Source organism: Enterobacter sp. UPMP701 (genome assembly GCF_053709515.1).
On sequence record NZ_JBSKJN010000002.1, the window covers coordinates 480,804 to 505,227 of the forward strand.

Sequence of the window (24,424 nt, forward strand, 5' to 3'; positions counted from 1 at the left end):
TTAGCTAAATGTGTTGGTGACTTCCTGCAGGTCACGATCGTCCAGCTCATGCTCAAAGCTGCGCAGACGTTTGTAGATGGACATCAACTCCACGAGCGTGGTCCAGGAGTTGATCAGATACTGGAAAGAGTTTCTGACCTGATCGAACACGTTCGTAATCTGGGTCAGTAAGCCCAGCGTGATTGTTCCCGCAACAATAGACGGGAACAACAGGAATAGTCCAAAAACCGTATCGACCTGCAGATAGAAAATACGGGCAATATTAAAGTACATGTAATGGAAATAGAGCCTGAAATAGTTGAAACGGACGTTACGGAACAGCTCTTTTATCGTCGGGGGCGCTGCGCGCGTTGGGTCGTCCTCTCCGTAGACCAGTTCCTTACGATAGGCCGCTTCAACACGCTGATTCTTAAACTCTAAGCCCGGCAGCTTAATCCCGACGACGGCAAGCAGGCCTGTGCCCATAAGCGACCAGACCAGCGCCGGGATGAGCAGGCCGTACGGTAAATGTCCGACAATCGGCAATGCTGAAATATGGGGAGAAAGCGCGACCAGAATCGGTAAGAACGCAAACAGTTTCAGGATGGCATTAAGCAGGCTGACGCCCATATCCTCAAGCGTTGACGCGAAACGCATGGTGTCTTCCTGAACACGCTGAGCAGCACCTTCAATATGACGCAAACGCTCCCAGTGCGTCATGTAGAATTCGTTCATCGCCGTACGCCAGCGGAAGACGTAATGGCTGACGAAGAAATTATTCAGCACCGCCACGGTGACAGCGATCATCGCGATACCCATAAAAATTTTCAACTGAGCGTAAAGCTCGCCGATTGGCACCCTGTTAGGGGCGCTCAGCGCTTTCTGGATGAGATCGTAAAACGGGGCATACCACGCGTTAATGGCTACGCTCACTTCGACCAGAAACCAGGTGACAAAAATAATCAGCGACGTTCCCAGAATGGACCACGTCTGCCAGCGATGAGGGGAATAATTAAACCAGAACAGCGCAAACAGCCCGACGCACAGCGTGTAGTAGGCATAAAACAGCAGATAGCTGAACGACCAGAAGCGCGCCGCGCTAATCGGCACCTCGCCTGTCGCCCCCACGATGCGTGCCAGCCATGCACCGCCACCCGCCAGCCAGAATACGACTGCAATCAGTGCCCAAATAAATGCCGACAGGAAAAAAGGCCCCGGCTTTGGGAAAAAAGACTTAAACATGATGCTTCCTTCTTGTTGTTATGGTTGTTGCTGTGCTCAACACATTACCACACGAATACCCTGCCAGAGCCGGTCTCCCGGCTCGGGCAAAAAGGTCAGACCCGTGGGTTGATTATTAGTTCGCTTTCCAGTTTTCGAGAATTGTTTCGGTGCGTTTCACCGCGAGAGGGTTCGCTGGCGCAATGAAGTTTCGCCAGACGTCGTTGTGGTGGTGAATCAGAATCTGCGCTTCAGCAGCCGGGCGATTGGCGGTGGTATGGGCATCCTCTGCTACGGTAATGTGGTAACCCCGGCTGACGCCGTTTTTGATTGTCGCGTCGACACAGTAATCGGTGGCGCAGCCGCAGATGACAAACTCGCGAATGCCCTGCTCGCGTAACAGCGCCTCAAGCGTGGTATTGTAAAAAGCATCACAGGCGGTCTTGGTCACGTACAGCGCGCCTGTGGGTTGATGGAGTTCAGCCAGCAGCGCAAACCCTTCACTCCCCTCTTCCAGCCCCCCGGCTTCGGTATGCTGAATAAAAATCACCGTGTCGGCTGCCTGCGTAAGCTGGTTGATAAGAGAAACGCACTTTTCTCGCTGATGACGAGGCGTTTCAAATACTCCGTTCTGCATATCAACCACCATTACCACACGCTTCTCAGACATACCGTTCTCCGTAAGATTGAGTGACACTGGCATCTATCATAAGCCTGATGTCACAAAATGTGAGAGCGCTCGCAGGGAAATTGTTCATATTTACCCATGGTTACGTTTTTCTCGCTATCGTTATGTCATTCGGGGCATTGCACGGTGCCGATTAGTAGTATAAATACCCATTACTTCCCTCATTCACTTCATGGATGCTTTTCGTTGAAACGTTGTCTGCTCTCTTTTGCCGCGCTGTGTGCGGTGAGCTTTTCTACCGCCCAGGCAGCCCAGCCGCTGACGGCACCCGTTTTAGCTTCAGATATCGCCGATCGCTACGCGAACCTTATCTATTACGGCAGCGGCGCGACCGGGATGGCAATGGTGGTCATCGACGGCAACCAGCGCGTTTTCCGCAGCTTTGGCGAAACGCGTCCAGGCAATAACGTTCACCCGCAGCTGGATTCCGTTGTTCGCATCGCGTCCTTAACCAAGCTGATGACCAGCGAAATGCTGGTGAAGCTGCTCGACCAGGGCGTGGTGAAGCTCGACGATCCGCTCAGCAAATACGCACCTCCGGGTGCCCGCGTGCCGACGTACCAGGGTACGCCAATTCGCCTTGTGAACCTCGCCACGCACACCAGCGCTCTGCCGCGCGAGCAGCCGGGCGGCGCAGCACACCGCGATGTTTTCGTCTGGCCTACTCGGCAACAGCGGTGGAATTACCTGAGTACCGCCACGCTGAAAACCGCCCCGGGTTCGCAGGCTTCTTACTCAAACCTGGCGTTTGACCTGCTGGCAGATGCCCTCTCCGCGGCAGCGGGCAAACCTTACCCTCAGCTGTTTGAAGAGCAGATTACGCGTCCGCTGGGTATGAAAGACACCACCTTTACCCCGTCACCAGATCAGTGTCGACGCCTGATGGTGGCGGAGAAAGGCGCAAGCCCGTGTAACAACACGCTGGCGGCCGTGGGCAGCGGCGGGGTCTACTCCACCCCAGGTGACATGATGCGCTGGATGCAGCAGTTCCTCTCTTCAGATTTCTACGCGCGCAGCAGCCAGGCCGATCGTATGCAGACCCTGATTTATCAGCGCGGCCAGCTGCAACGCGTCATTGGGATGGACGTGCCGGGTAAAGCCGACGCGCTCGGCCTGGGATGGGTTTATATGGCACCGAAAAATGGCCGTCCAGGCATTATTCAGAAAACTGGCGGTGGCGGCGGGTTCATTACCTATATGGCGATGATCCCGCAGTCCAACGTGGGCGCGTTTGTGGTGGTTACCCGTTCTCCACACACGCGTTTCGTTAATATGAGTGATGGTATTAATAACCTGGTGGCCGAGCTGAGCGCCAACAAAGCCCAGGTGCTTACCGCGTCTAATTGATCTTAATATTCCGTGGGCAAGCGGTTGATGCTGACCAGCTTGCCCCGACTCATATTGATGTAGTTACCTTGCCGCAGAGCAGCGAGAACCTCAGCAACAACTGAACGCGAAATACGTGTACTTTGTTGAATATGATTCATCACACCAATTTTTGAGCGCAGCGTTTCATCCCACTCAGCCATATTCAGCAGCATGGCGCGGATCTGATGATAGGAATTATTTCCCACCAGCTGCATATCACGTTTCTCAAGTATGTAATTTATCCAGGATAACCAACCGAAAGCCTCTTTCCATAACGCGTTCTGTTGTATAAGTTGACGGGTGGTTTCAGTGGGCAAATAAAAACCCGTGCAGGATGTTTTGGCTATCACTTTATATTCCTGAGAGTGATTAATCATTACTGTGGACAGCCCAAAAATAAAAGGGGCTTTCGCGATACCCACAAGCAGTGCATCGGAATGACGATAGATTTCGATTATACCGGTTTGTAATATGGTCGTGCGGGGTTCATGACACTCACCAGATGTAATTAATTGTTGTGGGGCAGATTTAAAAGGGGTACTGGCTGATTTTAGACACTGTTCGAGCCGGCTTAATTCAGACAGTGGTTTCGCATTAACATTCATGCAGACCTCAAGACATCCGTATTTGTCGGTTCAATATTGCTTTTATGAATAAAAAAAGCGGGGGACATCCTCCCCCACTTTTATGCATTACCAGGTATATTTCACACCCAAATTGGCGCCCCAGTTCTGGTCAACGTCGCCGCCGCCCAGATAAGTGGCATCCGTATACGCACTAAAGTTCTTCGTAAAGCTGAACTGGGAGCCCAGCCCGACCCGCACAGCGGAGCCTTTAACACCGTTATCAATGCTGTCACCGTTAATATCAGCGTTGTTATCGGCATCGTCATAGACGTAGGCCAGTTTGAAGTAAGGCGTCAGGGCCTGATCGCCACCGTAGTTGAAGGTATAACCCGTATCCACTCCCAGCTCATAACGCAGGCTATCGTAAGATTGACCATCCATGCGCATATCATTGCTGAGGCGATAATCATCGCCTGACTGGAAGAGCCCAGACACGGCTGCGTATGGCGTGACATAGCCGGACAGGTTTGGTTTCCAGTCATAGCCCAGTTTCAGCCCAAAACCAACTGCGTCATTGGTGGTGTTGCCGTCAACATATTGACCGTTGCTCATATTAGCAGACAGATCGCTGTTGAAGCGGGTATAGCTCAGGGAGCTGTCGAGGAAGAGATCGTTCATGAACTTCGCTGATGCGTAGATCATCGCCGTCTGGCTGTCCTGATCGACCTGACCGGTACGATCGCTGATATCACCCTTCGCGAAACCTGCCGCACCACCGACAATCCACTTCGCATTATTACCGTCAATCTGTGTATCCAGACCAACCATAATACCGCTCACATCCTGGTCGTAGCTAATAACGCCATTGTCGCCGTCGAAGTTACCACCGAAGTAGCTCACCCACGCCCCGCCGTTATCCGCCAGACCGTGACGGCTGTTTGTCAGACGCGTACCTACGGTATCCTGCTGCAGATTCCAGATGTTGGTATTGGCTGATGGGATGCTCAGCGCCATATTGGCGTAGTCGGTCAGCTCTTTCTGCTGGAGGACAACGGAGTCACCCTGCTGCTGCGCCTGGTAGGTGTAGGCATCTAAATCGGCTTTGTTTGCGGCTGTAAAGCTGGCTGCGGTATCCGTGTTGCTGTCATAAACGTGGATAATTTCCTTGTTTTTATAATCAGCAACGGAACCCGCACCGGTCGCATCATCGATGCGCACTTTGTAATTACCGCTAACGTCACCGTTAACAGCCAGATGACCGTCAGAATTCAGCGCGACGACACCATAGTCGTAGTCCGCCAGGTACGGATCGTTGGTAATATAGCGTGCGTTGTTCAGATCGCTGTTCAACACATAATCGCGGCTGGCAACATTCAGCACACCGCCATCGGTCAGCACCATATTGTGCGTATCAACCTGACCCAGACCCAGCGCCAGCTCTGCACCGTTGTCCACGGTAATGGTGTTGGCATACAGCTCAGCTGTCTCTTCAGTCAGTGCCGCACGGCTGTAGCTATCCAGATACAGGCTGTCGGTTGCTACCGCGCCGCTGTCGCCGATATTCAGGCTAGACGCATTGGTCAGGGTGATGGAATCCGCCAGCAGGCCGGAGTTTTCAACATTGACCTGAGACTGGTTGTTCACCGTCAGCGCGTCGATGTTGGAGATCTTACGGGTATCCCACTCGGAACCGTTATCCAGCGCCACGTTGAACAGGCCGCTCTGATAAACCTCTTCACCCGCAACGTGACCGTTGCTGTCGTAGGTAGAATCAGGCCAGATGCTGTTTGGAGAAAGCGCGTGCCAGTCTACATTGCTGTAGCCTTCACCATACATCTGCGCCGTGCCGATGGCTTCAACGCTGGACTGCGCGGCACCCACCCATTTACTGCCATTGGTCAGCGTGACATCCAGCTTGTCGGTATCATCCCAGCCGTTGGTAGTTGGGTTATAGATGCCGTCATCGGTGGTATCCGTTGCCGGATCGCCATTCTCGTAGAAGTTGTTATCAAAAGTGCTGGAAAAAAGGATATCGCCAGTAATGGTAGAGTGATCGAAGGTAGCGGTGGTCTGCATAGCGTTATCAGACGCGCTGGCCGCAACGATCAGCGCCGCATCATCGGCAGCCGTGGCGTTGGTTTCACCGTAGTCGCTCGGCTTCGCCGTTTGACCGTAGAAGCCGCTGGTACCCAGATCGCTGTACGCACCGGAGGTCAGCACAGAGTCTTTCACCACCAGCGTATCGGTAAAGATATGGCTGCTGTTAGCAACGCCTTCAACACCGTCGTATGGCGTGTTATCCAGATCCTGGTAACCCTGCGTCAGCGTGATACCCGCGACGTGGGAATTGTTCTGAATAACGATATCAGACTCAACGTCCAGGGTGATGGCGTTACCCAGACCATAGGTGTCCAGATAATGCGTTTCAGTGGTTTCGCCATTGACGACATCATACGCGTAATGCTCGTAGGTATCGTTGATGGTGGAGTTATCAACGGTCAGGCTAAAACGATCATACTGGGTATGAGCGGTGCCGTCAGTATCTACGCCATCTGCACACGTCGAGGTCATACACTCTGACGTGATCATGCCGTTAATGGTGCTGTTAGAAATACTTAACGCGTTCGCACGACCATTGATTCCATCATCCAGATAGTATGTTGAAATAACACCGTTCACCGTTGATTGATTAATCACCGGATAAATATCACCATCGTGGGTAACATCTGAGTAATCCCAGTCAGCGTAGCCATAATACCATGGGCTAGATGCTGTATTATCATATCCAAAAGTATTATATGTCGTGCCGGAAATATCCTTCGCATTGGCCTGAGAAGCGATAGCCAGGGTGCAGGCTAATGCAAGTTGAGATACAACCAGTTTCTTTTTCCATATTTGCATTGGGTCATCCCTCCTCAGGGACGTAAGCAAGTTTATCCATCAAACCATTTGGCAATATTTTATTGCAAGCGGAATTATGCATTTCCATTTCGAAAAGGTTCAATGAATGTTTCCATTAAGTCCGTATTCAGACTAATAACACTTCAAAACGATAAACGCATGAGCCATTGGAGATAAACATTATAAAAACAAAACGTTAAAATACAGGCACACCAATACAAAAAATACAACAGCAAATAATAGATTATTTTTAATAATGCATCCCAATTAATATAGAAACTACGCGAATACCTCCTCTCTTTTTAGCAATATACTGCCCGGTATTATATATATTGATGATATGAAACTGACTGGCCGCATTTGGCAAAAACAAAATGCCCACTTTAGTAAAACACCTGTCTTCACTTTGAGGTACACTAGCCTTCTTTGTTCCACAAACATCAGGCATACCATGACCGATTTAATTGCACGTCCCCGCCGCCTGCGTAAGTCACCTGCACTGCGCGCTATGTTTGAAGAGACAACACTGAGCTTAAACGATCTGGTGTTGCCGATTTTTGTCGAAGAAGAGATTGATGACTACAAAGCCATCGAAGCCATGCCGGGCGTGATGCGCATTCCAGAAAAACATCTGGCGCGCGAGATCGAACGTATCGCCAACGCGGGGATCCGCTCGGTGATGACCTTCGGCATCTCCCATCATACCGACGCGACCGGCAGCGATGCCTGGAAAGAAGATGGCCTCGTTGCCCGCATGTCACGTATCTGCAAAGAGACCGTGCCGGAAATGGTGGTCATGTCCGACACCTGCTTCTGCGAATACACCTCCCACGGCCACTGCGGCGTGCTATGCGACCACGGCGTGGACAACGATGCCACCCTGCTAAACCTCGGCAAGCAGGCGGTCGTAGCTGCCGCTGCGGGTGCGGATTTCATCGCGCCGTCTGCCGCAATGGACGGACAGGTTCAGGCGATCCGTCAGGCGCTGGACGCGGCTGGCTTCACCGATACCGCCATCATGTCCTACTCCACCAAATTTGCCTCCTCCTTCTACGGCCCGTTCCGTGAAGCGGCGGGCACGGCGCTGAAAGGCGATCGTAAGACCTACCAGATGAACCCGCTGAACCGCCGGGAAGCGATTCGTGAATCCCTGCTCGACGAAGCTCAGGGCGCAGACTGCCTGATGGTGAAACCGGCTGGCGCATACCTTGATATCCTGCGCGATATCCGCGAACGCACCGAACTGCCGCTGGGGGCATACCAGGTGAGCGGTGAGTACGCGATGATCAAATTCGCCGCGCAGGCAGGAGCAATTGACGAAGAAAAAGTGATCCTCGAAAGCCTGGGGGCGATCAAACGCGCAGGCGCGGATCTGATCTTCAGCTATTTCGCGCTGGATCTGGCTGAGAAAAAAATCCTCCGCTAATCTTCACCAAACTGCAATACAACCGACATCTGCTCCTTCTACTGTCTTCGCAAGACGGCAGGAGGAGTAACCATGTTTAGCCTCGATAGCGTTCTCGACGATCTTTGGCCTCAGGCGAGGCCTGCACCCTGGCAAAAAAGTCTGTTAAAAAGGCTGTTTTACGAAGACGAATTCCAGCAGTTTGCCGCCGCTCACCGCCACCTGAAAGGACTGGATATGGTGGAGCAAGTTCTGGAGCATCTTGATATTCTCTGCACCGTTTCCGCCCGCGATCTCGAACAAATCCCTGAACATGGCCCGCTGGTCATTATTGCCAACCATCCGACGGGCACGCTGGACGGTCTGGCGCTGATGTACGCCGTCTCCCGCGTGAGGCGCGACGTGAAAGTCGTGACCAACCGGATGCTGACCCACCTTGAGCCCCTCAGCTCACTGTTTATTCCGGTGGACAATATGGGCGGCAGAACGGTGAAATCGTCGCTGGTGCAAATGGAGCAGCATCTGCAAAACGCGGGCGTGCTGATCTTCTTCCCGGCGGGAGAAGTTTCGCGGCCCACGCGCAAAGGCATTCGCGATAAGAAATGGCACTCTGGCTTTATCAAACTCGCCAGCAAGCTTCGCGCCCCGCTGCTGCCTGTGCATATTCAGGCGCACAACAGCCTGCTCTTTTATGCCAGCACGCTGGTGTCGCCAACATTGTCGATACTGCTGCTGATACAGCAGATGTTCCGCCGCCGCCATAGCCAGCTGCCGATTAAAATCGGCCAGCAGATCGCCTGGCATCACTGGCACAGCGCCACCCTTTCGTCGCGTGAGATGGCCGAGCAGTGCCGTCAGCACGTGATCCGTCTTGGCAAGGGATTGCCTGGCGTCTTCAAAACCCAGTGCGCCATTGCCCGTCCGGAAGACCGGGCCACCCTGAAACGCGAGCTGGCGCAGGCCGAGTGTCTGGGGAAAACCAGCGACGGCAAAACCATCTACCTGTGGCAACGCAACGGACAGGAAGAGGCGCCTCTTCTGCGCGAGCTGGGCCGTCTGCGCGAGATTGCGTTTCGCGCGGTGGAGGAAGGAAGCGGTAAACGACGGGACACCGACAGCTACGATGACGATTATCTGCACCTGATCCTGTGGGATGATGAAGATCTGGAGATTGTCGGCGCGTATCGCTTTATGCCAACGGCCATGCAGGTTGAAAAACGCGGCCTTGACGGGCTGTACAGCTACAGCCTGTTCCACTACGACGACAAAATGCAGGACGTGCTGGAGCACGGCATTGAGCTCGGGCGCAGCTTTATTCAGCCGCGCTACTGGGGACGTCGGGGGCTGGACTATTTGTGGTCCGGCATCGGGGCTTACCTGGCGCGTTATCCACACTTTCGCTACCTGTTTGGCCCGGTCTCCATCTCCGGCGGCTTACCGCCAGCCGCACGGGATCTGCTGGTGGCCTTTTACCGCCTGTGGTTCCCGGCAACGCATCCGTTGGCCGCGTCACGCCAGCCTTATCCGGCGTCGTTACCGGACGTGCTCGCGCAATTTGGCGGCGTGGATTACGTGGACGACCTGACGAAGCTGAAATCTCTGCTCGGTAATCTGGGCTGCGGCATACCGCCGCTGTACAAACAGTATTCCGAACTGTGCGAGCCCGGCGGCGTGCAGTTTATCGATTTCGGCAGCGACCCGGCGTTCAACGACTGCGTCGACGGGCTGGTGCTGGTGGATTTGTGCTACCTGAAGGCGAACCGCTATCAGCGGTATATAGAGGTGCATTTATAGCCCCCTCCCTGGTGAAAACCGCACCGGACAGCCCCCTCGCCCCTTTGGGGAGAGGGTTAGGGTGAGGGGATCAAGGCGCACGATAAAACGGCTTATCCCCCAAAATCGTCGCCCGCTGCATAATCCTTCGCTGCGGCAGATAGTCCGCATTGGCATAGTGCTGCGTCACGCGGTTATCCCAGATCGCCAGGTCGTTTTGCTGCCAGCGCCAGCGCACCTGAAACTCCGGCTTAGTGATATGCGCGAACAGGAATCCCAGCAGCGCCTCACTCTCTTTTTCCGTCACGTCCACAATGCGCGTCGTGAACCCTTCATTCACGAACAGCGCCTGCTTGCCCGTGACCGGATGGGTCCGCACCACCGGGTGCAGCAGCGGAGGATGCTTCGCCACCGCCTCCTGCCAGCGCTGGTGCTCCTCTTCGGTTTTACGATACTTGTATTCCTGGAACGATTTTTTGAAGTCGTGCTCCGCACGCAGTCCGCTCAGCAGCGTCCGGAACGGCGCGGAGAGCGCTTCATACGCCGCGATCCCGCTGGCCCATAGCGTATCGCCGCCCGTTTCCGGCAGCAGCTTCGCCGCCAGAATGGCTCCGGCGGGCGGCGTCTCGATAAAGGTCACGTCGGTATGCCAGTTGTCGTTGTCCGGCGGGTTATCGTTATGGGTGTCGAGAACAATAATTTCCTCCACCCCTTCCGCATGCGGATAGACTGGATGGATGTGCAGGTCGCCAAAACGCAATGCCAGCGCGCGCTGTTGCTGCGGGGTGATTGCCTGCTCGCGCAGGAATACCACCTGATGGCGTAGCACGGCGTGGTACAGCTGCTCGAACTGGTTATCGCTCAGCGGACGGGTCACATCCAGGCCCGACACCTGCGCGCCAATGTACGGCCCCAGCGGGGTAATGGTCAGACGTTCACTCATTGTATTTCTCCATGCCAGGGCGTCAGACGGCGCTGTAACGCACGCAGCCCCAGTTCTAATCCGAAGGCGATAACGGCAATCACCGCTATCCCCGCCAGTACCACGTCAGTCGCAAGGAACTCCCCCGCCGACTGCACCATAAACCCGAGGCCGCGCGTGGCCGCAATCAGCTCCGCCGCCACCAGCGTGGACCAGCCCACGCCGAGGCCGATGCGCAGCCCGGTTAAAATCTCCGGCAGCGCGCCGGGTAAAATCACGAACAGCAGCACCTGCGTGCGGCTGGCCCCCAGCGATTGCGCCGCACGAATGCGCACCTGCTGGGCACTCCTGACGCCCGCCAGCGCCGACATGGCAACCGGGGCGAAAATCGCCAGATAAATCAGCAGAATTTTTGACGTTTCGCCAATGCCGAACCAGATCACCATCAGCGGCAGATACGCCAGCGGAGGCACCGGGCGGTAAAGCTCAATCAGCGGGTCGAGTATGCCGCGCACCGTCGGGCTTAGGCCCATCGCGATCCCGACCGGAATCCCGATAATCACCGCCGCCAGCAGCGCTACCAGAATGCGCGCCAGGCTTGCACCCAGGTGCTGCCAGAGCGTGGCATCCATAAAGCCCTGCGGCCCGGCGATGGTGATGAGTTTCGCCAGAACCTGCCCCGGCGGCGGCAGAAACAGCGGGCTGATCCACGCCTGCGCCGCAACTATCCACCACACCGCCAGCAGCACCAGCAGGGTGCCCACGCTCAGCGTAAACTGCCGGGAGAATGGCCAGCGTACAGTAAGGCGCGTGCGGCGCGTTTTTTCACTGAAGACGATGCTCATGAGAAGGCCTCCCGCTGTTCAAACACGCGGCTTAAGACGTATTCACGCTGTTCAATAAACAGCGGATCGGATTTGATGCTGCGCACCGGCTCCCCCGCCACGTAGCGGCGGGCGAAATCCAGCGGCAAACGTTCCAGCACGCGGCCCGGCCCCGGCGAGAGCAGCACCAGCTCCGTCGCCATAAACACCGCCTCTTCGATGTCGTGGGTAATCAGCAGCACCTGCTTGCCCGTCTCATGCCACAGGCGCAGCAGCAGGGTTTGCATCTGCTCGCGGGTGAAGGCATCCAGTGCCCCGAACGGCTCGTCCAGCAGCAACAGCTGCGGATTCGCGGCCAGCGCGCGGGCAATGCCGACGCGCTGGCGCTGGCCGCCGGAAAGCTGCCAGATAAAGCGTTTTTCAGCGCCCTCCAGCCCGACCTTTTTCAGCATCTCCCGCGCCGTTGCCAGCCGTTGTTCACGGCCAACGCCCGCCAGCTGCAGGCCAAAGGCAACGTTTTCCTGCACGTTACGCCAGGGAAGCAATCCTTCGTTCTGGAAAACCACGCCGCGCTCGGCACCGGGGCCTTCCACCTTTTTGCCTTCCAGTTGAATGGTGCCGTGCTGATACGGTACAAACCCGGCGATCAGATTCAGCAGCGTGGTTTTTCCGCAGCCGGACGGGCCGAGCACGACCAGCAACTCACCGCTGTCCAGCGTCAGGTTGATGTCCTCCAGCGCGGGTTTACCACCGTAATCGGCATACAGGTTCGTAATATTCAGCATGGCGGACTCCTTATTTCACAAAACGATCGGTCACGTACTGGCTGTAATCCGCCGCGACCGCTGGCACTTTGCCCTGCTCTTTCAGGAAGGTGGCGGTATCGACAATTGCTTTATTTACCGGCCCGGTCAGCTGCTGCACCTGCTGCGCGGGCGTCAGATAGGTATTGCCTTTCACCAGCCCCGGTACGTCCGCTTCCGGCACGCCGCTCAGGCGGGAGAGTTTTTCCAGGTTGGCGGGCTGCTTCAGCCACGCATCCGGGTTGCTGATGTACGGCTGCTGGGCGTCAATCGCGCTTTTGGCGAAAGCTTTCACCACCTCTGGATGCTTCTCGGCAAAGTCTTTGCGCACCACCCACACGTCGAGGGTTGGCGCACCCCACTGGCCCACTTTTTCGGAGTCGGTCAACACAGTGCCGTCTTTTTCCAGCTCGTTCACCGCGGGAGCCCAGACGTAAGCGCCGTCAATGTCGCCGCGCTGCCAGGCCGCAATAATCGCCGGTGGCTGCAGGTTGAGAATTTGTACCTGACCCGGCTTGATGCCCCAGTGTTTGAGGGCTGCCAGCAGGCTGTAATGGGTGGTGGAAATGAACGGTACGGCGATACGCTTGCCGATCAGATCTTCCGGTTTGGTGATGTTTTTCTTCACCACCAGCGCTTCGGAATTACCGAGCTGCGAAGCAAGCAGGAAGACTTCAATCGGCACCTGCTGGCTGGCCGCCACCGCCAGCGGACTGGAGCCAAGGTTGCCAATCTGCACGTCGCCGGAGGCCAGCGCCCGCACGATGGCCGCGCCGCTGTCGAACTTGCGCCAGTCGACGTTCGCGCCGCTCTCTTTCGCAAAGGTATTGTCCGCCTGCGCAACCTTCGCTGGCTCGGCGGAGGTTTGATACGCAACGGTAACGTCCACCGCCTGCGCCTGAAATGCCCACAGCGCCAGCGCGCCGAGAAGTGTGATTCGCGATGAAATTGCCATAATGCCTGCTCCCCTTGTTGTTATGAGGGCAGTATTTCCGGCGCGGGAATTTTGATAAAGGAATAAAAAAGAATCGTTAATGACGATTCGTTTTTAGAAAAAAAACGGGAAAGGATAGTCAGTTTTGTGCGGTTGGTTTTTTCCCTCTCCCCGTGGGAGAGGGCCAGGGTGAGGGCATCAGCGCTGAGCGTTAAGCTCCGCAATGTCTTTCGGCGTGGTGCGACAGCATCCACCGATTAACTTTGCTCCCGCTTCCAGCCACTGCGGTAAATATCCTGCCAGCGTCTCGCACGCTTCACCGTGGTGGTGCCAGGTTTTAGTCACCGCATCATAATGCTCGCCCGAGTTCGGATAAACCACCAGCGGCAGCGGCGTCAGGCTTTGCAGGTGCTTCAGCGCCTCAGTCGTGTTTTCCAGGGCGATACAGTTAATGCCAAGCGCGACAATGTGCGGAGAGGTTGCCAGCACGCTGACCACCTCACGCAGCGGCGTGCCGTCGCTCAGGTGCTCGCTGTCCCGCAGTGTAAACGAGAACCACGCCCGGGCGCGGGGGTACTCGGCCAGAAGCGCCACCAGAGCCTTAATTTCGGCAAACGAGGGCAGCGTTTCGCAGGCCAGCAGGTCAGCGCCCGCATCCAGCAGCGCTTCCACGCGCGGGCGATGGAATTCTGTGAATTCTTCGGCACTGCACACGTAGTCGCCGCGATACTCTGAGCCATCCGCCAGATACGCGCCGTACGGCCCAACGGAACCCGCTACCAGCAGCGTACCCGCGTGCGGGTTTTCGGCCAGGTACGCTTCGCGCGCCTTACGCGCCAGCTCCACGCTTTTACCAATCAGCGCGCGAGACTGCGCCTCGTCCAGGCCGCGCGCTGCAAATCCCGCAGGCGTGGCCTGGTAGCTGGCGGTGATCGCCACCTGCGCGCCAGCACGGTAGTAATCAAGATGCACTTCGCGGATAAGATCCGGATTTTCTACCAGCACTTTGGCAGACCAGAGGCTGTCTGCCAGGTTGCAGCCGCGCGCTTCCAGCTCCGTTGCCATTGCGCCATCCAGCACCACAAACGGCTGTTTTTCGAGGATGGCGGTAAGCGGATTATTCTGCGACATGTTCAGGCTCCTGCGATGTCATATTTCGGGTCAGGTAGTAGGCACCATAACACAGGGCGACGAACGGGAGCCCACAATAAAGGGCAATACGCTGGCTCGGGTCAAACCACAGCCCGACGCAGGCCACCACGCAGAGGATAAAACCGAGCACCGGCACCAGCGGATACCACGGCGCACGGTACTGCAGCGCAGAGAGCGGCTGGCCGGACTGCAGATGACGACGACGGAAGACGAAGTGCGATGCACAGATGCTGATCCACACCGCTACCACCGCAAACCCGGAAATCGCCGAGAGCGCCACAAACACCGTGTCCGGGGCGACAACGCTTGAAAATAGCGCCAGCACGCCGCCGAGCATGGAAACCGACAGCGCCGTCAGCGGCACGCCGTTTTTGTTCACGCGGGCAAAGCAGCGCGGGAGCGTTTTCTCATTCGAGAGCGACCACAGCATACGGCCAGACGCGTACAGCCCGGAGTTTGCCGCCGAGAGGATCGCCGTCAGGATCACGAAGTTAAAGATATCAGCCGCATAAGGAATGCCGACCTTCTCAAACACCAGCACGAACGGGCTCTTTTCCACGCCCGCCTGCTGCATCGGGATCAGCGCCGCCAGCACAAACACGGTGCCGATAAAGAAGATAATCAGTCGGGCGATGGTGGTGCGGATGGCGACCGGAATCACCTTGTGCGGATTTTCGGTTTCACCCGCCGCGATGCCGATAAGCTCGGTCCCGGAGAAGGCAAAGTTCACCGCCACCATGGTCATCAGGATCGGCAGGCCGCCATGCGGGAACCAGCCCTCGGCAGTGAGGTTGCTTAAGCCCGGCGCGGGTGAACCGTCCTGCATCGGGATAAAGCCAAAGACCGCCGCGCCACCCAGGATAATAAAGGCGATGATGGTGATGACCTTCACCAGCGAGAACCAGAATTCACCTTCGGCAAAGAAACGCGTGGAGATGACGTTAAGGCCGAAAATCACCACGCAAAAGACCACGCACCACGCCCAGACGGGCACCTGCGGGAACCAGTACTGCATACAGAATCCGGCAGCGGTAAAGCTCGATCCGAGCGCCACCGTCCAGGTGAGCCAGTAGAGCCACGCCACGGTGTAGCCCGTCGCCGGTCCAAGATAGCGGGCGGCGTAGACGTGGAACGCGCCGGTTTCCGGCATCGCCACGGAGAGTTCGCCCAGACACTGCATCACCAGCCAGACCACCAGCGCGCCGATCAGGTACGCCAGCAGCGTGCCTGCCGCACCGGTGGTGGAAATGATGTATCCGGTATTGAAGAATAACCCTGTCCCAATCACGCCGCCCAGCGAGAGCATAATCAGGTGGCGTGTTTTCATGGTGCGCTTAAGCTGTCCATTTTCTTGTTGTGTTTGCATATTACCTTCTATACGTATGGACATCTAAACATCCAAAGAAGGTGTGTTATACCGCGATTGTTAATAAAAAGCTAGATGACCAAACGCAAACGGGCGCGCCGCGCGCTGAGTCTGGGGCGGGTTGTGAGGATCACATAGAGAATCGGACGCCAGGCCATAAGCACCTCCGCAAGCAGATACTTACAGCATGGTGCGGGTGCGTGCGTTCTTCGGTCAGTCGAAAGTGCTAAATTCATACCACGAGATTGCTCAACAGGCCGCCGGGTTGGTAATTCTCATAATCAGTTCTATAGTCGTCACAGTTTCTTAGTAACCAGGACTAACTGATGCGCTTTAACGGACTGACCAAAGGTTTCTTTATTTTTATTCTCGCCCTTGTCACCTGGGCTTTCTTCGACGTGCTGTCGCCCTACTTCTCCGCGATACTGTGGGCCGCTATTCTGACCGTCATTTTTAACCCGGTAAAAAACAAGCTGCGCGCCGCGCTGGGGGATCGCAACGGGCTGGCCTCGCTGCTGACGATCGGCATTATCTGCCTGATCGTCTTTATCCCATTGATGGTGATCTTCTCCTCACTCGCCATTGAACTGAACGTGGTTTATACGAAACTCCAGGAGAACAACACGCAATTCCCGGAAGTGGTGGCGAGCATCTTTAACCACCTGCCGGGCTGGGCAAGCGGCTTCCTGGCGGATCACAACCTGACCAACGCGGCGCAGATCCAGAAAAAACTCTCCGATGTCGCATTGCAGGGCGGGCAGTATCTGGCGGGCAGTGCATTTTTGATCGGCAAAGGCACGTTTGGCTTTGCGATTAGCTTCGGCATCATGCTTTATCTGCTGTTTTTCCTGCTGAAAGATGGACCGTATCTGGTGCGCCAGATCCTCGACTCCCTGCCGCTGTCTGATTTCGTTAAACAGCACCTATTCGCCAAGTTCGTCGGCGTCTCCCGCGCGACGGTGAAAGGGACAGCGGTGGTGGCCGTGGTTCAGGGCACGCTCGGCGGGATCGCGTTTGCCATTGTCGGCATTGACGGCAGCGTGCTCTGGGGCGCGCTGATGGCGTTTCTGTCGCTGGTTCCCGCCGTCGGCTCGGCGATTGTCTGGGTGCCAGCCGCCATCTTCCTGTTCGCCACGCACCAGCTCTGGCAGGGTCTGTTTATTGTTGGCTTCTTTGTGATTATCGTCGGGCTGGTGGACAATATTCTGCGCCCGCTGCTGGTGGGAAAAGACACCAAAATGCCGGACTACCTGATTTTGATCACTACCCTCGGCGGTATGGAGCTGTACGGCATTAACGGCTTTGTGATTGGGCCGCTCATCGCCGCGCTGTTTATCGCCTGCTGGAACCTCTTCTCCGGCCGCGATCACGCAGGCAATGCCGAAGAGCTGGACGCGGATTTCATCGAAGAAGGAAAAAACCCTCCAGATTTGTAGGGATGTGACGATAACGACCACACCAGGCGGCGCTGTGCCGCCTTTTTTTTCGCCTTAAATCAAACGTTTTCTATAATTTGAAGAACGCCATCCTCTTCATGTTGTAAAAGGATCTCCAGGTGCGAATCGCGACAATAACAAACTGGGCCTACGGTGCCACGGTCTGCCTGACTATCGCCTCCGGCATTATCATGCTGATGGCCTCCGGTGCGGACACCGCTGAACGTCAGGCCATTGAGCAACGTCAACGTTTTGATGAGCTTACCGAAAATATTGAAACCGATGCCTGGATACAATCCGATTTAGCGCGCCTGTATGTCATCAAAAAAGACCCGCAGATCCTCAGAGAATACAGCCAGTCAGAAAACGTCTTTAAGAATATAGAGCTGAAGCTGGAAAAACTGCAGGACAGCGGCGCTTCAGATGACGAGCTGGCCCTGCTGCATGATGGCCTAAAGATCATCGATCAGCTGCAGGACGAGCAGCAGACGGCACTGACGAATGCGGCACGGGGTGAAGATGAACAGGCCGTTGCCCTGCTCTATGGCATGCCCTACGAGCAGGAGCTTGAGCGCGCGCAAACCCAAATCGATCGCTTTCGCCAGATACTCGACAAGCGTGTGATTGCCGCCGTGCGGGAGGCGACGAAAAAATCGAAAGCGCTGCGCACGGCCTCTGAAGTGATGGTTGGCCTGACAGCCCTGCTGTTTTTGTTTGTGCTCGGCTTCATACTGAAACGCCGCGTGCTCCGCCCGGTGGTACGCCTGAGCGACGTGGTGCACCGCCTGGCATCGCAGGATTACGCCGTCGAAACGCCCAACTTCAGCCAGATTGATGAGATTGGTGATATGGCCCAGGCCATCCGCATCTTTCGTGAAAACGGCCTTGCGCGACAGCGCCTGGAAAAAGAGCGCGATGCCGACTGGGCCATCCGCGAGCTGCTGGCGCGCATGACCCAGCGGCTGCAGGGGTGTGAAAGCTTTGACGACGTGATTAACGTGGCGGAGCTGTTTGCGCCCAATATCGCGCCGGGGATAGCGGGCCGGCTCTACGTTTTTGACCGCGATCCGTGGCAAATGCGCTGCGCCGCGCAATGGCTGTCGCCGGCCGGTGAAGAGACGACGTTTCACCCCGATGCGTGCTGGGCCGTGCGTCGCGGTCAGAGCCACCCGCCAGTCAACGGTGAGCCGGATATCGCCTGCTATCATCTCCCGGCGTCACAGGCGGAGAGCTCGCTGTGCGTGCCGCTCATCGCCCAGGGCGAAGCCATTGGGTTGCTCTCGTTCCAGAACATTACTCCGGAGAATGCGCCTGCACGCGCGTATCTGGAGCTGATGGCCGAGGCGCTCGGGCTGGCGCTGGCCAACCAGCGTCTGCGTGACGCGCTGCTGGAAAAAGCCTTGTTTGACCCACTCACTGGCCTGCGAAACCGTCATCATCTGGAAGACACCCTGCACACGCAGATGACGCAGGCAATGCGCAACAGCGAACCGTTAAGCTGCATGATGATCGACATCGATCACTTCAAGAGTATTAATGACCGCTTTGGTCACGAGGCGGGCGATCAGGTGATCAAAAGCGTGGCGTCGATTGTTCAGCGGGTCGCGCATGACAGCGGCCTGGCATTCCGCTTCGGAGGCGAAGAGTTTCTGGTTCTGCTTCCTGGTGCCAATGATGAAGAGGCGCACGCCTGCGCGCAGAAGATTCACACTGGCGTGCATGAGCTGTCGCTTCGCTACGGGCTGACAGAGATTGGGCCGGTGGATGTTTCAATTGGCATCGCCAGCTATCCGGAGCATGCCCAGAGCGACAACCTGCTGCGCGCCGCGGACGTGGCTCTGTATCGGGCGAAAGAGCTGGGCCGGGCGCGAATTGTAAGTTTTGGGATGCTGGAAGCGGGTTAACCGTCGTCATCGCGCCACTTTTTTACCTTCTCATCGGATACCGAATATGCGCTGGCCTGAGCATAACATCATGGATGGTCCGGCTTTGGTGTAAAGGACTCGTGCTGAGTGATTGCACACTCGCTGTTTTTAAAAAACTCCGCACTAAAAAGCTGATCCGCTCTGTTAACGGGCAGCCTTATCGCATCAACACCACCGGGCTGAACAACGTTCGCGCCCAGCTGGATAATCGTTAAATACGAGTGCGTCATCCGTTGGGTGGCTTTTTGGGTTTCCCTCAAAAGTAAATCTGTGGCGTGAGAAAATATTAATCAATTAAAACGATCGTTTTTTAAACGCAGGAGAGTTTATTCAAGTAACGGTAGCGTGTTTCAAAAACTGAGGTCTCGTTCAACAATCGAACAGCTAGCATTAATCCGTTGATTTTTAATGACTTTTAAAAGTAAAAAGTATAAAAATCATAGTGCTTTAACAAAATACATAAACTCATTTGATAACTAAATTATAATCCTTATACCTGATACAAAAATGGAGGCCAAAATGCGACTAATCCTAATGCTGTTATGCTGTCTGGTACAGAGTTTTGCCTGGGCTGGCGAACTGCCAAAACCCGTTGGAAAACCCATTTTGACGATTTACGGTAATATAGAAAATACCAATGAAGAGGGAAAAGCAGTGTTTGATCTCGCCAGCCTGGAAAAACTGGGTATGGTAAGTTTCGAGACGACATCCCCCTGGTACACTGGTCGCACTAAATTTGAGGGTGTCCCGATGCAAAAACTTATGGATTATGTGGGTGCAAAGGGTTCTGCCGTTAATGTCATTGCGCTCAATGATTACGCTACCGAGATCCCTCTCAGCGACTTCAAAAAATACAACGCCATACTTGCGTTAAAGATCAATGGCGAATATATGCGCATTCGCGATAAAGGTCCATCATTCATTGTTTACCCGTATGACAGTCTTCCTGAATTGAATAATCAGATTTATTACTCGCGTTCAGCCTGGCAGGTTAGCAAAATGAAGATTGAATAGCAGTTCAGGAGAACATAATGAACAGGATACTGGTTGGTATCATTTTTTCTCTTTTTATCACGACAGGATATATTGCATTTCTTGTTTACGATCGTCAGCAAGAGTTGCAAAAACTGACTCACTACACTGAGTCCTGGTCCGTGGCTCAACTGGTATCTGAGTACTACCGATTTGAATCATGGCTTGGTCTGTACGCAACCGATACCGATGAGGTTACGGTAGACCAGGCCCGCATGCGCCTCGAAATTATGCTCAGCCAGGGTGAGTTAATGAAGGGGGGAGATTTAGGCCGCTATATTGAAAGTGATAAAACGCATCAGGCGCTCGCTGCCCGTCTGGAGCAAATACTTACGTATCTGGACAATAATCTGGAAAAAATGAGCCATGCCGAGTTAAAGAAATATTTGGCTAATATGCATCTGCTCGACGCGCCACTCAGTCAACTCTCTTCAAGTGCGTTAACAAAAGATATTAATACGATTAATGAATCCAATAACAAAATACAAATCCTTTATTATATTTATTCCGCACTGTCGTTACTCCTGGTGATCTTAAGTTTTATTCTGGGGTTCTTAATGATCTACCAGAATAAAAACATTCTCAAAGCACATATGCAGGTTAAAAGTCTTGCCGACGAACTGCAGTTATCAAAAGAAACGCTGCAAATTCAGAACTCCAGGCTGGAATATGATGTTTATCATGATTCCCTCACTGGCATGAAAAACCGTCTTTATTTCTGGGACGATCTCAACAAAATTAATCTTCAGGCGGATAAAGACCACGTCCCTGTGACGGTGATGTTATTTGATTTAGACCGTTTCAAAGAGGTTAACGATACCTATGGCCATGATGCCGGGGATTTACTGTTAAATCAGGTATCCAGACGGCTCACCTCAATGAGCAGTGGTTCAGATACATTTTACCGTTTAGGAGGAGATGAGTTTGCGCTTCTGGCCAGTGGCTTGACCGAAAGCGCTGCTGTTTCGCGCGCTAAAGAAATCAGCGATTATATCAGCCAGCCCTACTCGATTAATAATCAACTAATTAAAATTGCCACCTGTGTGGGGATCGTTTTATCCGATAATGAACGGCGCTCTGATTATCTCTATAAGTTTGCCGACCTGGCGCTCTACGAAGCTAAAAATGAAGGCTCACGCCAGATAAAAGTTTTTCGTCAGTGGATGCTGGAAAAATTGCAGGAAAGCAGAACCCTTGAACATGATATGGCGCTGGCGCTCGACAGAAATGAATTCGTTGTTTATTACCAGCCGATTGTCGATTCGTTCAGCAAAGAAATTTACGGCTATGAAGCGCTTATTCGCTGGGTGCACCCGGTAAAGGGCATTCTTTCACCTGATTATTTTATCTCTGTCGCTGAAAAAACCGGCATGATCAATGAGATAGGAAAAATGGTACTTGAGCTTTCCTGCCGGGAAGCGGCTTCCTGGGCGGTTCCGGCGCGGATCTCAGTGAACGTTTCACCTGTTCAGTTGGGCACCAAATCGTTTACAACAATGGTGCAGTCTATTCTGAAAGAGACAGGGTTACCGGCTGGCCGCCTTGAGCTAGAGGTGACAGAGTCTTCACTTTTTAGCGACAGCAACACGCCGCTCACGATTCTCAAAAAGCTAAGGGCATTGGGTGTAAAAATTTCCATCGACGATTTCGGCACGGGATATTCTTCACTCTCAAGGCTGAGTGAACTTAATTTTGATAAAATTAAAATAGACAAATCGTTTGTGAATTCGATCTCTACGCAAGATAATGCGCTTAATATCGTCAAACTGATTACCGGTATGGCAAAGAGCCTTAATATGAGGGTCATTGCAGAAGGCGTTGAAACCGAAGAGCAACTTCAACGGCTTCAGGCACTTGGCTGCGATCTGGTACAGGGATACCTGTTCGGAAAACCACATCCTGAGGTTAATGAGCAGATCAGATGCGGTTGCAATGGATTTAAGGCTGTTTCTGGCCAGGACACATATCAATGATTGCATCATCAAAGGTTAAATAATGAAAAAAACAACACCTGAATATACACCTGTTGATTTGTCTCGTTGGGCAAGGAAGGAGCACTTTGAAGTTTTTCAGTCATTTGCTCAATGTACAATTAATCAAACGGTCCTGATTGATATTACCGCATTGCGAAAACATATTAAAAAGGTTGGCTGGAAGTTTTACCCGACCATTATCTTCCTTCTTTCTAAAATCATGAACCAGCATGCCGAGTTCCGTATGGCCATGAAGGGCAATGAGCTGGTTATATGGAATGAAATTCATCCAAGCTACACCATTTTCCATCATGAAACGGAGACCTTCTCGTCATTATGGAGTCACTATGATGGCAATATTCATCATTTCCAGATTACCTATTCAGAAGACGTTGCACGCTATGGAAATAACCTTTCTTATTGGCCGAAGGAAGAGTCCAGGGAAAATGTCTTTTTCGTATCGTCTATTCCCTGGGTCACGTTTACTAACTTTAATATGAACATTGCTCATATGCAGAACTTTTTTACTCCTATGTTCACGTTCGGAAAATACTACGAACAGGATGGAAAAGTGTTGTTGCCGCTCGCGGTGCAGGTCCATCACTCCGTGTGCGATGGTTTCCATGTGGCAAGGATGTTTAATGAGTTGCAGGAGATGTGTGATGGGTTATCGGAGCTGTCAGAGGAATTTGATGGCTAATGCATCAGAGGATTTTTAAAAGATGGTGCCGATAATAGGAGTAAAACACAGTAAATAACCACATGTATTTGCTGTGTTTTATTTTTACAAATGAGATAGATACCCGAATTGATACCCGTTTTGTTTTCGCTCCCGATTGAGGAACAAAACACACTATTCCGTTGCCCTGTACCACGCTTGCCAGCGATAGATATTTGTCCGCAGCTCGCGCACACATTCCGTTGTCTGGGTATCCGCCAGCAGGTCTTCGTCGCTATCCCGCCCTGCGTCACTTGCCTTGCACGGTGGGTTCATCAAATCCTGGGATATTGTTGGCCGCATCGATTGCTCGCTGCCGCAGCTGCACAGCGTGATCGTCAAAATCGCACTTAACATGATTCGGGTCGTTAACATATTTCACCACATCTCGGTAAATGGTCCGGTAAATCACTTTACCCTCTGCACTGGCCGCCGCCGCTTTCTGCTCGCCAGTAGCCACGGCTTTCTCTACCTTTTTGTTCTTTGCTGTATGCTCGCTGTTTACCTTGTCGCTGTGCGCATACCAGCCTTTGAGATAGCCTGCGTAAAAGGTACCGACAAAAAACGCCAGCAGAACGGCCAGCGCTAACAGCTTTGCTTTTATCGTCACTGGTCTATCCCCCAGCACGCTAACGCGCTTTCCTGATCCCGGCGCTCAACCTGGCCATAGCAGCCATTCTTCTGGCCTTTGGTCAGTCTACAGTCACGGCCACCGTCTTTAATCCACCAGCGGATAGCTTCGCATGCCCCTTTCCGATCACCGGCATTGATGCGTTTATAGAACGTAGAAGGGAAGCATTTTCCGGGGCCAATATTGTACGGACAGAAGGATGCGATACCGGCTTTCTGCGGTTCGGTCAGAGGAACTTTGATATTGCGGTCAACCCACGCAAGAGCCTTATTGCGTTCGATGGCGTTTACCTGATCGCATTTAGCCTGCGTCAGCTTCATGCCCTGCACCACTGGCTTACCATCAACCATCGTGACACCACGGCAAATCGTCCAGATTCCGCCGCCATCTCTGTACGCGATCAGGCTGTTTCCCTCTTTCTCGTTCAAGAACTGATCAAGAATTTGTGGCGCTGAAGCGCCAGCAAGGATAAGCCCCAGAACGGCAGCGCTGAGCTTAGTCTTGTTGGAAGCCATTGCCCCGGGCCTCCTTACGCCGATCATCCTTGATTTTGAAATACAGATTGGTCAGATAGGTCAGCAGACCAAAGAGAATACTGGCAAGAACACCGATTGCGGCCCACTGGCTGGGGCTAACTTTATCGAGTAGCTGCAGTAACCAGTAACCAAAGCTGCCAATAGATGTACCGTAGGACAGCCCCGCCGCTACGTCTGAAAGGTTATTCATCCTCACGCCTCACCCCCTGTGGGGAAAATCATAGTAGTGGGCTGAGGGTAAGCGGGCGAGCCGGTCGGAATCCCGACTATA

The 24,424-nt window shown here is 53.9% G+C and carries 21 protein-coding genes and 1 pseudogene; 9 read left to right on the forward strand and 13 right to left on the reverse strand.

Annotation, left to right across the window (positions count from 1 at the left end; translation table 11 throughout):
- Nucleotides 1-1,221 carry a peptide antibiotic transporter SbmA gene (gene sbmA, locus ACWKXT_RS07815; protein ID WP_454528076.1) on the reverse strand — a complete coding sequence of 407 codons (1,221 nt, stop codon included), beginning with the start codon at nucleotides 1,219-1,221 and terminating at the stop codon, nucleotides 1-3.
- A 115-nt stretch (nucleotides 1,222-1,336) separates the two neighbouring features.
- Entirely contained in the window at nucleotides 1,337-1,870 is a 534-nt protein-coding gene (locus ACWKXT_RS07820) for an isochorismatase family protein (RefSeq protein WP_454528077.1), read from the reverse strand.
- A gap of 204 nt (nucleotides 1,871-2,074) precedes the next feature.
- Here ACWKXT_RS07820 and ampH point away from each other — a divergent pair, with 204 nt between their 5' ends.
- Nucleotides 2,075-3,235, forward strand: coding sequence for a D-alanyl-D-alanine-carboxypeptidase/endopeptidase AmpH (gene ampH, locus ACWKXT_RS07825; protein WP_346807568.1), 1,161 nt, complete (start codon nucleotides 2,075-2,077; stop codon nucleotides 3,233-3,235).
- 2 nt (nucleotides 3,236-3,237) lie between these two features.
- Here the strand turns inward: ampH and ACWKXT_RS07830 are convergent, their stop codons facing one another.
- Both ACWKXT_RS07830 and ACWKXT_RS07835 read right to left on the reverse strand, forming a co-directional pair.
- Nucleotides 3,238-3,861: a helix-turn-helix domain-containing protein gene (locus tag ACWKXT_RS07830; RefSeq protein WP_454532103.1), complete on the reverse strand. Its 624-nt coding sequence runs from the start codon at nucleotides 3,859-3,861 to the stop codon at nucleotides 3,238-3,240.
- A gap of 87 nt (nucleotides 3,862-3,948) precedes the next feature.
- Nucleotides 3,949-6,723, reverse strand: coding sequence for an autotransporter outer membrane beta-barrel domain-containing protein (locus ACWKXT_RS07835; protein WP_454532104.1), 2,775 nt, complete (start codon nucleotides 6,721-6,723; stop codon nucleotides 3,949-3,951).
- 451 nt (nucleotides 6,724-7,174) lie between these two features.
- Between ACWKXT_RS07835 and hemB the strand changes: the two genes are divergently transcribed.
- A complete protein-coding gene (hemB, locus tag ACWKXT_RS07840) occupies nucleotides 7,175-8,149 on the forward strand; it encodes a porphobilinogen synthase (protein ID WP_454528081.1) in 975 nt (324 codons plus the stop codon).
- Nucleotides 8,150-8,221: 72 nt separating this feature from the next.
- Nucleotides 8,222-9,922 carry a lysophospholipid acyltransferase family protein gene (locus tag ACWKXT_RS07845; RefSeq protein WP_454532105.1) on the forward strand — a complete coding sequence of 567 codons (1,701 nt, stop codon included), beginning with the start codon at nucleotides 8,222-8,224 and terminating at the stop codon, nucleotides 9,920-9,922.
- A gap of 70 nt (nucleotides 9,923-9,992) precedes the next feature.
- On the opposite strand, the gene tauD is transcribed toward ACWKXT_RS07845, so the two are convergent.
- The 6 genes from tauD to mmuP form a co-directional block, all read right to left on the reverse strand.
- On the reverse strand, nucleotides 9,993-10,844 hold the full coding sequence (gene tauD / locus ACWKXT_RS07850; protein ID WP_454528083.1) for a taurine dioxygenase: 852 nt from the start codon (nucleotides 10,842-10,844) through the stop codon (nucleotides 9,993-9,995).
- A complete protein-coding gene (tauC, locus tag ACWKXT_RS07855; RefSeq protein ID WP_454528084.1) occupies nucleotides 10,841-11,668 on the reverse strand; it encodes a taurine ABC transporter permease TauC in 828 nt (275 codons plus the stop codon). Before tauC ends, tauD begins: the two co-directional genes overlap by 4 nt.
- Nucleotides 11,665-12,432: a taurine ABC transporter ATP-binding subunit gene (tauB, locus tag ACWKXT_RS07860; RefSeq protein ID WP_454532106.1), complete on the reverse strand. Its 768-nt coding sequence runs from the start codon at nucleotides 12,430-12,432 to the stop codon at nucleotides 11,665-11,667. Before tauB ends, tauC begins: the two co-directional genes overlap by 4 nt.
- 10 nt (nucleotides 12,433-12,442) lie before the next feature.
- Nucleotides 12,443-13,405: a taurine ABC transporter substrate-binding protein gene (gene tauA / locus ACWKXT_RS07865; protein ID WP_454528085.1), complete on the reverse strand. Its 963-nt coding sequence runs from the start codon at nucleotides 13,403-13,405 to the stop codon at nucleotides 12,443-12,445.
- Between the two features lie 177 nt (nucleotides 13,406-13,582).
- Complete coding sequence (gene mmuM, locus ACWKXT_RS07870; RefSeq protein ID WP_454532107.1) at nucleotides 13,583-14,515, reverse strand: homocysteine S-methyltransferase; 933 nt, start codon at nucleotides 14,513-14,515, stop codon at nucleotides 13,583-13,585.
- Nucleotides 14,502-15,902: an S-methylmethionine permease gene (gene mmuP, locus ACWKXT_RS07875; RefSeq protein WP_041911121.1), complete on the reverse strand. Its 1,401-nt coding sequence runs from the start codon at nucleotides 15,900-15,902 to the stop codon at nucleotides 14,502-14,504. Before mmuP ends, mmuM begins: the two co-directional genes overlap by 14 nt.
- A 326-nt stretch (nucleotides 15,903-16,228) precedes the next feature.
- Here mmuP and ACWKXT_RS07880 point away from each other — a divergent pair, with 326 nt between their 5' ends.
- The 6 genes and pseudogenes from ACWKXT_RS07880 (at nucleotide 16,229) to catA (ending at nucleotide 22,968) form a co-directional block, all read left to right on the forward strand.
- A complete protein-coding gene (locus ACWKXT_RS07880; protein ID WP_454528087.1) occupies nucleotides 16,229-17,338 on the forward strand; it encodes an AI-2E family transporter in 1,110 nt (369 codons plus the stop codon).
- 119 nt (nucleotides 17,339-17,457) lie between these two features.
- The gene (locus ACWKXT_RS07885; protein WP_454528088.1) at nucleotides 17,458-19,242 is read left to right on the forward strand and encodes a diguanylate cyclase; all 1,785 of its coding nucleotides are present in this window, start codon (nucleotides 17,458-17,460) and stop codon (nucleotides 19,240-19,242) included.
- 92 nt (nucleotides 19,243-19,334) lie between these two features.
- Nucleotides 19,335-19,478 (forward strand): annotated as a pseudogene (locus ACWKXT_RS07890) (YjhX family toxin); the annotation flags it as partial.
- A 304-nt stretch (nucleotides 19,479-19,782) separates the two neighbouring features.
- A complete protein-coding gene (locus tag ACWKXT_RS07895) occupies nucleotides 19,783-20,277 on the forward strand; it encodes a molybdopterin-dependent oxidoreductase (protein WP_454528089.1) in 495 nt (164 codons plus the stop codon).
- Between the two features lie 17 nt (nucleotides 20,278-20,294).
- Entirely contained in the window at nucleotides 20,295-22,268 is a 1,974-nt protein-coding gene (locus tag ACWKXT_RS07900; RefSeq protein ID WP_454532108.1) for an EAL domain-containing protein, read from the forward strand.
- A gap of 22 nt (nucleotides 22,269-22,290) precedes the next feature.
- Nucleotides 22,291-22,968, forward strand: a complete 678-nt coding sequence (gene catA / locus ACWKXT_RS07905; RefSeq protein ID WP_454532109.1) for a type A chloramphenicol O-acetyltransferase — start codon at nucleotides 22,291-22,293, stop codon at nucleotides 22,966-22,968.
- Between the two features lie 268 nt (nucleotides 22,969-23,236).
- Here catA and ACWKXT_RS07910 read toward each other — a convergent pair whose 3' ends face one another.
- The 3 genes from ACWKXT_RS07910 to ACWKXT_RS07920 are packed head-to-tail and all read right to left on the reverse strand — an operon-like array spanning nucleotide 23,237 to nucleotide 24,343.
- Nucleotides 23,237-23,596 carry a hypothetical protein gene (locus ACWKXT_RS07910; RefSeq protein ID WP_454532110.1) on the reverse strand — a complete coding sequence of 120 codons (360 nt, stop codon included), beginning with the start codon at nucleotides 23,594-23,596 and terminating at the stop codon, nucleotides 23,237-23,239.
- Complete coding sequence (locus tag ACWKXT_RS07915; RefSeq protein ID WP_454532111.1) at nucleotides 23,593-24,132, reverse strand: lysozyme; 540 nt, start codon at nucleotides 24,130-24,132, stop codon at nucleotides 23,593-23,595. The genes ACWKXT_RS07910 and ACWKXT_RS07915 overlap by 4 nt, the downstream gene beginning before the upstream one ends.
- The gene (locus tag ACWKXT_RS07920) at nucleotides 24,113-24,343 is read right to left on the reverse strand and encodes a class II holin family protein (protein WP_023305526.1); all 231 of its coding nucleotides are present in this window, start codon (nucleotides 24,341-24,343) and stop codon (nucleotides 24,113-24,115) included. The genes ACWKXT_RS07915 and ACWKXT_RS07920 overlap by 20 nt, the downstream gene beginning before the upstream one ends.
- Nucleotides 24,344-24,424 lie beyond the last annotated feature (81 nt).

Excerpts from the sequence above, each read along its gene's own strand:
- tauB (WP_454532106.1), bottom strand. The coding sequence starts at position 12,432 with ATGCTGAATATTACGAACCTGTATGCCGATTACGGTGGTAAACCCGCG.
- ACWKXT_RS07845 (WP_454532105.1), top strand. The coding sequence starts at position 8,222 with ATGTTTAGCCTCGATAGCGTTCTCGACGATCTTTGGCCTCAGGCGAGG.
- ACWKXT_RS07915 (WP_454532111.1), bottom strand. The coding sequence starts at position 24,132 with ATGGCTTCCAACAAGACTAAGCTCAGCGCTGCCGTTCTGGGGCTTATC.
- ACWKXT_RS07880 (WP_454528087.1), top strand. The coding sequence starts at position 16,229 with ATGCGCTTTAACGGACTGACCAAAGGTTTCTTTATTTTTATTCTCGCC.
- ACWKXT_RS07835 (WP_454532104.1), bottom strand. The coding sequence starts at position 6,723 with ATGCAAATATGGAAAAAGAAACTGGTTGTATCTCAACTTGCATTAGCC.
- mmuM (WP_454532107.1), bottom strand. The coding sequence starts at position 14,515 with ATGTCGCAGAATAATCCGCTTACCGCCATCCTCGAAAAACAGCCGTTT.
- tauC (WP_454528084.1), bottom strand. The coding sequence starts at position 11,668 with ATGAGCATCGTCTTCAGTGAAAAAACGCGCCGCACGCGCCTTACTGTA.
- ACWKXT_RS07895 (WP_454528089.1), top strand. The coding sequence starts at position 19,783 with ATGCGACTAATCCTAATGCTGTTATGCTGTCTGGTACAGAGTTTTGCC.
- mmuP (WP_041911121.1), bottom strand. The coding sequence starts at position 15,902 with ATGCAAACACAACAAGAAAATGGACAGCTTAAGCGCACCATGAAAACA.
- ACWKXT_RS07820 (WP_454528077.1), bottom strand. The coding sequence starts at position 1,870 with ATGTCTGAGAAGCGTGTGGTAATGGTGGTTGATATGCAGAACGGAGTA.
- ACWKXT_RS07830 (WP_454532103.1), bottom strand. The coding sequence starts at position 3,861 with ATGAATGTTAATGCGAAACCACTGTCTGAATTAAGCCGGCTCGAACAG.
- ACWKXT_RS07920 (WP_023305526.1), bottom strand. The coding sequence starts at position 24,343 with ATGAATAACCTTTCAGACGTAGCGGCGGGGCTGTCCTACGGTACATCT.
- sbmA (WP_454528076.1), bottom strand. The coding sequence starts at position 1,221 with ATGTTTAAGTCTTTTTTCCCAAAGCCGGGGCCTTTTTTCCTGTCGGCA.
- tauD (WP_454528083.1), bottom strand. The coding sequence starts at position 10,844 with ATGAGTGAACGTCTGACCATTACCCCGCTGGGGCCGTACATTGGCGCG.
- ACWKXT_RS07900 (WP_454532108.1), top strand. The coding sequence starts at position 20,295 with ATGAACAGGATACTGGTTGGTATCATTTTTTCTCTTTTTATCACGACA.
- hemB (WP_454528081.1), top strand. The coding sequence starts at position 7,175 with ATGACCGATTTAATTGCACGTCCCCGCCGCCTGCGTAAGTCACCTGCA.
- catA (WP_454532109.1), top strand. The coding sequence starts at position 22,291 with ATGAAAAAAACAACACCTGAATATACACCTGTTGATTTGTCTCGTTGG.
- tauA (WP_454528085.1), bottom strand. The coding sequence starts at position 13,405 with ATGGCAATTTCATCGCGAATCACACTTCTCGGCGCGCTGGCGCTGTGG.